The sequence below is a fragment of the Streptomyces sp. NPDC008125 genome (genome assembly GCF_042957125.1).
Taxonomy (GTDB): domain Bacteria; phylum Actinomycetota; class Actinomycetes; order Streptomycetales; family Streptomycetaceae; genus Streptomyces.
Genome location: NZ_JBIBHR010000046.1, coordinates 1 through 9,638, shown reverse-complemented (window position 1 = coordinate 9,638; position 9,638 = coordinate 1). Strand labels below are relative to the sequence as shown.

The window sequence follows — 9,638 nt, the reverse complement described above, 5'->3', positions numbered from 1 at the left end:
GTGGTTGCCGCGTTGGGCCGGCTGCATGTGAGTGGTGTGTCGGTGGACTGGGCCCGGCTCTTCGAGGGCACGGGTGCCCGCCGCGTCGACCTGCCCACGTACGCGTTCCAGCGTGAGCGGTACTGGATGCAGGCGGAGTCCGGCGGCAACGACCCAGGCTCACTCGGCCTGGGTACCACGGGGCACCCGCTCCTCGGGGCCACCGTCACTCTTCCCGGAACGGACGGACCCGTGCTCACGGGGCGGCTGTCCCTCGACAGCCAGCCCTGGCTTGCCGATCACCGGATAGGCACCTCCGTCCTGTTCCCGGGGACGGGCCTGGTCGAGCTGGCGCTCTGCGCGGGCGCGCAGGCCGGATGCGACGTGCTCGACGAGTTGACTCTCCACGCACCCCTGGTGCTGCCGTCCCGCGGCGGCGTCCAGGTCCGGGTCGTGGTGGGCGCCGGCGACGGGACCGGCGCCAGGAGCGTCGCCGTGCACGCGAGGAACGAGGACGACGGGGCGGACGCGCCGTGGACCCTGCACGCCGACGGAGCGCTGCTCCCCGAGGTACCGGCACCTGCCCCCGACACCGCGACCTGGCCCCCACAGGACACAACTCCGGTGGAACTGGGAGACTTCTACGGCCAGTTGGCGGCGCAGGGATATGAGTACGGACCGGCGTTCCAGGGACTCGACGCGGTCTGGCGGCGCGGCCGCGAGATCTTCGCGGAGGTCGCCCTGCCCGCTGTCGCGGCCCCGGACGCCGAGCGCTACGGCCTGCACCCCGCCCTGTTCGACGCCGCGCTGCACGCGTCACTCCTCGACGGGGCCGACGCGGTACCCGGCGACGAGGGGACGGCGCATCTCCCCTTCGCGTGGAAGAGCGTGCGCCTCCACGCCACCGGCGCTTCCCGCCTCCGGGTAAGGATCGCACCGTCCGGTGCCGACAGCGTCACCGTGGACGGAGTGGACACCGAAGGACGTCCCGTGTTCTCCGTGGGCGCCCTCGTCACCCGCCCGGTGTCCGTGGACGCCACGGCCGGGACGGCGCAACGCGGTTCCCTCTATTCCCTGCGCTGGACGCCGCTCGTACCGGCCACCGCCCCCGAGGTCCTCGCCGTGCCCTGGGACCACCGCAACAGCAGCCCCGTGTCCGAGGACGCCGTGCTCGTCTGGGAATGCCCGCCGCCCGTCGGCGATCCGGTGTCCGCGGCGCACGAGCTGACAGCCCGTGCACTCGGCGTCGTACAGGAGTGGCTGACCGACGAACGGAATGCGGCCGGCCGGCTGCTCGTGGTCACGCGGGGCGCGGTTGCCCTGCCGGGCGAGACGCTCACACATCCGGCCGCCGCAGCCGTCGCAGGGCTGGTGCGGTCCGCGCAGAGCGAGAACCCGGGGCGGATCCTGCTCACGGACACCGACCCGGACAGCGACAGCATCGCCCCTTCGGGCGTCGCCGCCGTGGTCGCCTCCGGCGAACCCGAATCGGTGCTCCGGGAAAGCGGTGTGTGGGCGCCCCGGCTGACCCGTGTCCCGCGGGAGCAGGCCACGGCCGACCGCTCCCCGTTCGATGGGGACAACGCGACGGTGCTCGTCACCGGTGGTACGGGCACGCTCGGCGCGCTCGTAGCCCGTCACCTCGTCACCGGGCACGGCGTCCGACGGCTGGTGCTCACCGGCCGCCGCGGCCCCGACGCACCGGGAGCCACCGAGCTGCGTACCGAACTGGAGGGTCTGGGCGCCGAAGTGACCGTTGCCGCCTGCGACCTGGCCGACCGGGAGGCGGCCCGCGCCCTGCTGGCCGCGCACGCCCCGACAGCGGTCGTCCACTGTGCGGGGGTGCTGGAGGACGCCACCCTCGGCTCGCTCACCGCCGGTCAACTCTCCCGCGTCCTGCGGCCGAAGATCGACGCGGCGTGGAACCTGCACGAGCTGACGGCCGACCTCGACCTCTCCGCGTTCGTGCTCTTCTCATCCGTCGCAGGCGTCCTCGGCAATCCGGGCCAGGCCAACTACGCCGCCGGCAACGCCTTCCTGGACGCCCTCGCCGTCCGGCGGAAGGGACTGGGGCTGCCCGGTCAATCACTCGCGTGGGGGCTGTGGGCCGACGGCGACGGAATGGCGAGCGGGCTGGACGGTACCGACCTGCGCCGTATGAGCCGCTCCGGTGTGGAACCCCTCGCGCCGGCCCACGCACTGGCGCTACTGGACGAGGCGGGGCAGTCGGACGACGCGCTGCTCCTGCCGGTCCGCCTCGACCTCGTGACCCTGCGCGCGGCGGAGCCGCCGTCGCCCATCCTGTCCGGCCTGGTGCCCCGCAAGGCCCGTGCCACCTCCGCCGTACCGGCCGGGCAGCCACGGTCCCGCCTGGCCGCCCTGCCGCCCAAGGAGCGGCTGCGCGCCCTGGTCGACCTGGTGCGGGCCCAGGTGGCGTCCGTGCTCGGCCACGGGTCCGCGGCCGACGTCGAGCCCGACCGCGCCTTCACCGAGATCGGGTTCGACTCCCTGACCGCGATGGAGCTGCGCAACCGGCTCGTCTCCACGACCGGGTTGAGACTGCCCGCCACCCTGGTCTTCGACCACCCCAACGCCCGCGCTGTCGCCGGACACCTCGACACCCTCCTCGCGGGCGACAGCACCACGGCCGTCGCGGCCGTGGCCGCGACGGCCGACGACGACGACCCCGTCGTCATCGTGTCCATGGCCTGCCGCTACCCGGGCGGGGTGACCTCGCCCGAAGACCTGTGGCAGCTCGTCGACGACGCCGTCGACGCCATCACCGAGTTCCCCCGCAATCGCGGCTGGGACCTGGACCGGCTCTACGACCCCGAGTCCACCCGCCCCGGCACGTGCTACGTACGCCACGGCGGATTCCTGCACGACGCCGCCGACTTCGACCCCGGCTTCTTCGGGATCAGCCCGAACGACGCGCTGACCACCGACCCGCAGCACCGGCTGATGCTGGAGATCGCGTGGGAGGCGATGGAGCGGGCGACGATCGATCCGCTCTCGCTCAAGGGCACCACGACCGGTGTCTTCACCGGCACGATGTACCACGACTACGCGGGCAACAGCGCTGCCGGTTCGCTGGGCCCCGGCCGCGTCTCGTACACCTTCGGTTTCGAAGGGCCCTCGCTGGCCGTCGACACCGCCTGCTCCTCCTCCCTCGTCGCGCTGCACCTGGCCGCCCAGGCCGTGCGGTCGGGCGAATGCGAACTGGCCCTGGTCGGCGGCGTGACCGTCATGTCGACCCCCGAGACGTTCATCGAGTTCGCCCGGCAGCGCGGACTGTCCCGCGACGGCCGGTGCCGCTCGTTCTCCTCGGCCGCCGACGGCGCCGCGTGGTCCGAGGGCGCGGGCATGCTCGTGATCGAGCGGCTCTCCGACGCCCGTCGGAACGGACATCCGGTCCTGGCCGTCCTGCGCGGCAGCGCCGTCAACCAGGACGGTGCAAGCAACGGGCTCATGGCGCCCAACGGCCCGTCCCAGCAGCGCGTCATCCGCCAGGCCCTGGCGAACGCGGGACTCGGCACAGCCGACGTGGACGCCGTCGAGGCGCACGGCACCGGGACCACCCTGGGTGACCCGATCGAGGCGCAGGCCCTGCTCGCCACGTACGGCCAGGACCGCGTCGACGGGAAGCCGCTGTACCTGGGCTCGATCAAGTCGAACATCGGGCACGCCCAGGCCGCCGCCGGGATCGCCGGGGTGATCAAGATGGTCGAGGCGATGCGGCACGGCATCCTCCCGGCCTCCCTCCACCTGGACGAGCCCTCGTCCCAGGTCGACTGGGAGACGGGTGACGTCGTCCTGCTCTCGCAGGCGCGTCCGTGGCCCGAGCTGGACCGTCCGCGGCGCGCCGGAATCTCCTCGTTCGGCATCAGCGGCACCAACGCTCACGTGATCATCGAGGAGCCGGCGGCCGATTCCCCGGCGGCCGATTCCCCGGCGGCACCGACCGCCCCCGCGGCCACCGAGCAGAGCACGCCGACCCCCGTGCCGTGGTTCCTGTCGGCCCGCGACTCCGAGGGAACGGCCCGCCAGGCCGCCAGGCTGCTGACCCACCTGGAGTCCAGGCCCGCCGCGAGCGCACTCGACGTCGCCCACTCCCTGGCCACCACGCGCACCCCCCTGGAACAGCGCGCCGCGCTCCTGGTCACCGACCGGGCTCAGGCCATGCGCGACCTGGCCCTGCTCGCGGACGGCGCCACCGCCCCCTCGCTCGTGACCGCGCAGGACCCCGGAGGGGCCGGAGGCGGACCGACCGCGTTCCTCTTCTCCGGCCAGGGCTCCCAGCGCCTCGGCATGGGCGGGCGACTGCACCGCGCGCACCCCGTCTTCGCGCGTGCCTTCGACGAGGCCGTTGCCGCGCTCGACGCCCATCTCGACCGGCCGCTCGCCGACGTCGTGCGCGCGGACGAGGCCGCCCTGAACCGCACCGGATACACCCAGGCGGCGCTGTTCGCCTTCGAAGTGGCCCAGTTCAGGCTGCTGGAGTCCTGGGGCGTCCACCCCGACTTCCTCGCCGGCCACTCGATCGGCGAACTGGTCGCCGCCCACGTCAGCGGGGCCCTGTCGCTGCCGGATGCCGCACAGCTGGTCGCCGCCCGCGGCCTGCTGATGCAGGCCCTGCCGGAGGGCGGGGCCATGGCCGCCATCCGGGCGAGCGAAAAGGAGGTGGCACCGCTCCTCACCGCCGAGGTCGCCGTCGCCGCCGTCAACGGCCCCGAGTCCGTCGTCGTCTCGGGCACCGCCACCGCCGTACGGTCCGTGACGGACCACTTCGCGGCGCTGGGCCGCTCGGCCAAACCGCTGCGGGTGTCGCACGCCTTCCACTCGCCGCTGATGGACCCCATGCTGGAGGCCTTCGCCCGCGCCGCCGCAGGGATGACGGTGACCGAACCGTCCGTCCCGCTCGTGTCCACCCTGACCGGACGCGTCGTGACGGCCGCCGACCTCGCCGACCCCCGGCACTGGGTCGGACACGTGCGGGAAACCGTGCGGTTCGCCGAAGCCGTACGCACCCTGGACGAGGCGGGTGTCACCACCTACCTGGAGATCGGCCCCGACGCGGCGCTGTCCGCCCTGGGCCCCGCCTGCCTGCCCGACACGAGCACCGCCGCGTTCCTGCCGCTGTCGCGCCGCGACCGCGACGAGGCAGCGGAGCTCGTCGCAGCCCTCGCGCTCGCCCATGTACGCCATGTCCCCGTCGACTGGGCGGAGTTCTTCGCCGGGAGCGGGGCGAACCGCGTCGACCTCCCCACGTACGCGTTCCGCCGCCAACCGTTCTGGGCGCTGCCGGAACGGGCCGGGGCCGAGCTCACCGCCGCCGGAATCGGCACGACAGAACACCCGCTGCTCGCCGCGGTCGTGGCGCTGCCCGACGGCGGCGCCCTCCTGACCGGCCGGCTGAACAGTGCCGAACTGCCCTGGCTCCACGACCACGACCTGCTCGGGACCCCCGTTCTACCCGCCGCCGCGTTCGCCGACCTCGCCCTCAGCGCCGGAACGGGGACCGGCTGCCCCCGCCTGGACGAGCTGACGGTGACGGCCCAACTGCCGCTGGCCACCGGCCCCGGCCCGGAACTCCGGGTCACCGTCGGCGCACCCGCGGACGACGGCCGCCGCACGGTCGACATCCACTCCAGGAATCAGGAGGCGCGGGCGGAGGACGACGACCCGGCCTGGGTCAGGCACGCCCGGGGCGTACTCGCCCCGGCCGCCACCGAACCGGTCGCGGACACGGCAGCAGCCTGGCCGCCGGCGGGCGCCACCCCGGTGGACCCGAGCACCTTCTACGAGCGGCTGCTCGCTCTCGGCCACGGACTCGGCCCGGCCTTCCGCACCATCGGCTCCGCCTGGCGGAGCGGGGACGAGCTGTTCGCCGACGCCGTACTCGACGAGGAGACGGCCCGGGAGCAGTGTGCGCTGCACCCGGCCCTGCTCGACGCCGCCGTCCAGCTGGCCCGCTTCGGAGCCCTCTCCGCAGGCGAGGAGCCGGACGGCGACGCGCCGCTGAACCCCGCCGCCTGGACCGGCGTACAGGTGCACCGCGCCGGCGCCACCGGACTGCGGATACGGGTCCGCCCGACCGGCCCGGGCCGCGCGTCGTTCGACATCGCGGACGGTGAGGGACGGCCCGTCCTGACCGCCGAGGACGTCGAGTGGAAGCCCGTCACCGCCGCCGAACTGACCACCGGAACCCCGCCGGGCGCGCTGTACCGGCTGGAGTGGACGCCCGCACCCGTCGACATCGCCGACCTCGGATCCAGAACTGCCGTCCTCGCCGCCGCCGGGCCCCTCGACGACCCGCGAACCGGCCTTCCCTTTCCGGTCTTCGACCCGCGCCGTCCACTGGACGCGGACACCCCCGACTTCGTCCTGCTGCCTCTGGCCGCCCCGGCCGGCGACCAGCCGGAGGCCGCACGTACGCACGCGGCCGACGTGCTGGCCCACCTGAGGGAGTTCCTCAGCCACGCGCCGGACGGAGGGACCACCCGGCTGGCCGTCGTCACCCGGCACGCCGTCGCGGCGGGGGACGAGGCGCCGGACGTCCGGCACGCTGCCGTATGGGGTCTCGTCCGGGCCGCGCAGAGCGAACACCCCGGACGGTTCGTCCTCGCCGATGTGGACGGACTGGACGCCTCGGCGACCGCGCTGCCGGACGCCCTCGCCACCGGAGCCGACGAACTCGCCGTCCGGGGCGGCACCGTGCTGCTGCCGAAACTGGTCCCCGCGGAACCCGGCCCCGAGGCGCCCGCCCCCGCGGCGGGCGGCACGGTACTCGTCACCGGCGGACTCTCCGCGACGGGCGCCCCCCTGGTCCGCCGCCTCGTCACCGCACTCGGTGCCAGGCAGGTCCTCGTCGCCGACGGCACCACCACCCCCGAGGAGGCGGACGCGCTCACCGCGGGCACCGAAGCCGAAACGGTCGTCAGCGACCTCGACCCCGCCGACCGTGCGGCCCTGGCCGCCCTCCTGTCCGGCATCCCCGACGGCACCCCGCTCACCGCCGTCGTCCACCTGGGTCCCGCCGGGGAAGGCGCGCCGATCGGCGAACGCACCCCGCACCTCCTCGACGAGGCGCTGCGGCGGCACGGCGACGCCGCATGGAACCTGCACGAGCTGACGACCGGCCTCGACCTGTCGGCCTTCGTCCTCCTCACCTCGGCCCACAGTCTCGTCCACGGCGCCGAAGAGGCCCACCACGCAGCCGCGCACACCTTCCTGGACGCCCTCGCCCGGCACCGGCACGCCCTCGGCCTCCCCGCGACAGCAGTCGCCCTCGCCCCGGAGAACGCCACCGTGGGCGCCGGGCTGCTGCCGCTGAGCGCCGCGCGCACCACGGCACTCCTCGACGAGGCGCTGCGCACCCCGGCCGCCGCACTGTTCGCCCTCCACCCCGACCAGGGTGCCCTGCGCGCCCTCGCCGGCCACCTGCCCCCCGTACTCGGCACACTGGTCCGCACGCCGGGCCGCGCCGGAACCCGTCCGGGCACGGGCCGCTCCGCCGCCGCCGAACTGCGCAGCCGCCTCGCCGGCCGGAGCGAGGAGGAGCGGGGCCGGATTCTGCTGGAGCTCGTCCGCTCCCACGTCGCCACCCTGCTCGGCCACCCGAGCCCCGAGGCGGTCGGCGCGGACAGGGCCTTCCAGGACATCGGCTTCGACTCACTGGCCGCCGTCGAACTCCGCCGCCGGCTCGGCAGCGCCACCGGCCTCAGCCTCCCCGCCAGCCTCGTCTTCGACTACCCCGACTCCCGCGCCGTCGCCGCGCACCTCACCGGACTGATCGATGACGGGTCCGGGGAACAGGACGCCTCCGAAAGCCTGTGGGCCATGCTCGACCAGCTCGACGCCAGCCTCACCGCCGCACAGCCCGACGCCGGGACCCGCCCGCGCATCACGTCCCGGCTGGAGGCGCTGCTGCGCCGCTGGCAGGACACCCACGGTGGCGCCGACAGCCGCACCAGCGACGAGGACGCACTCGACGCCGTCACCGACGACGAACTGTTCGACGTGCTGGACCAGGAGATCGGACTCCTCTAGCCCCCCGACGACACCCGTGGGCCGGGCGGAGCCCAGCCCGCCCCGTCACCGACACGCACTACCCGTTCGCGCACCCCGCCGGTCACGGCACCGGTACCGCCCGGCACGGCCGACACCCGCACCGAGATTGGTTGAGGTACAGATGGCAACCCAGGACAAGCTTCGCGACTACCTCCAGCGGGCCACGGCGGACCTGCGGCAGGTGAAGCGCCGTCTGCGCGAAGCAGAGGCCAGGGAACACGAGCCGATGGCGATCGTCGGTATGAGCTGCCGCTACCCCGGCGGCGTGACCTCTCCCGACGAGCTGTGGGACCTCGTGGCCGAGGGCCGGGACGGCATCACGGCCTTTCCCGTCAACCGAGGCTGGGACGTGGACGGCCTGTACGACCCGGAACCCGCCACACCCGGACACACGTACGCCCGCGAGGGCGGCTTCCTCCACGAGGCGGACCTGTTCGACGCCGACTTCTTCCGAATGAGCCCCAAGGAAGCCCGCGAGACCGACCCCCAGCAGCGACTGCTGCTGGAGACGTCGTGGGAGGCCCTGGAAAACGCCGGAGTGGACCCGCTCTCCCTCAAGGGCTCCCTCACCGGCGTGTTCGCCGGCGTCGTCTACCACGACTACGCCACCGACGGCGGTACCGGCGGCCTGGCCAGCGTCGCCTCCGGACGAATCTCCTACACCCTCGGGCTCCAGGGACCGGCCGTCACCGTCGACACGGCCTGCTCCTCCTCCCTCGTCGCGCTCGACTGGGCGGTCAAGTCGCTGCGTACGGGGGAGTGCGACCTGGCCCTGGTCGGCGGCGTCACGGTGATGGCCACACCCACCTCCTTCGTGGGCTTCAGCCAGGAACGCGGCCTCGCCCCCGACGGCCGCTGCAAGTCCTTCGCGGCGGCCGCCGACGGTACGGGCTGGGGCGAAGGCGTCGGCATGCTCGTCGTCGAACGGCTCAGCGACGCCCGGCGCCACGGACACCCGGTGCTCGCCGTGGTCCGGGGCAGCGCCGTCAACTCGGACGGGGCCAGTAACGGCCTCACCGCTCCCAACGGCCCGGCACAGCAACGGCTCATCCACCAGGCCCTCGCAGCCGCCCAGCTCACCGCCGACCAGGTCGACGCGGTCGAGGCGCACGGCACCGGGACCACCCTCGGCGACCCGATCGAGGCACAGGCCCTGCTCGCCACGTACGGCCAGGGCCGCCCGGCCGGCCAACCGCTGTACCTGGGCTCGATCAAGTCGAACATCGGGCACGCCCAGGCCGCCGCCGGCGTCGGCGGAGTCATCAAGATGGTGCAGGCCATCCGCCACGGCATCCTGCCCCGCACCCTCCATGTGGACGGCCCGACACCGAACGTCGACTGGTCCACGGGTGATGTCTCCCTGCTCACCGAAGCCATCGCCTGGCCCGACCTCGGACGCCCGCGCCGGGCCGCGGTCTCGGCCTTCGGGCTGAGCGGTACCAATGCGCACGTGATCATCGAGGAGGCGCCGGTGGTCGGGGAGGGTGATGCGGGCGGTGTTGTGGGTGTCCCGTTGCCTGTTGTGCCGTTGGTGTTGTCCGCGCGCAGTGGTGTGGCGTTGAGGGAGCAGGCGGGTCGTCTGCTGGGCC

Annotated in this window: 2 protein-coding genes; both read left to right on the top strand. The window is 74.0% G+C overall.

The window, feature by feature from the left end:
* Positions 1-36: 36 nt before the first annotated feature.
* The gene (locus ACFZAX_RS35215; RefSeq protein ID WP_390967031.1) at positions 37-8,028 is read left to right on the top strand and encodes an SDR family NAD(P)-dependent oxidoreductase; all 7,992 of its coding nucleotides are present in this window, start codon (positions 37-39) and stop codon (positions 8,026-8,028) included.
* Between the two features lie 127 nt (positions 8,029-8,155).
* On the top strand, positions 8,156-9,638 hold a 1,483-nt coding region (locus tag ACFZAX_RS35210; protein WP_390967029.1), incomplete at its 3' end, for a beta-ketoacyl synthase N-terminal-like domain-containing protein.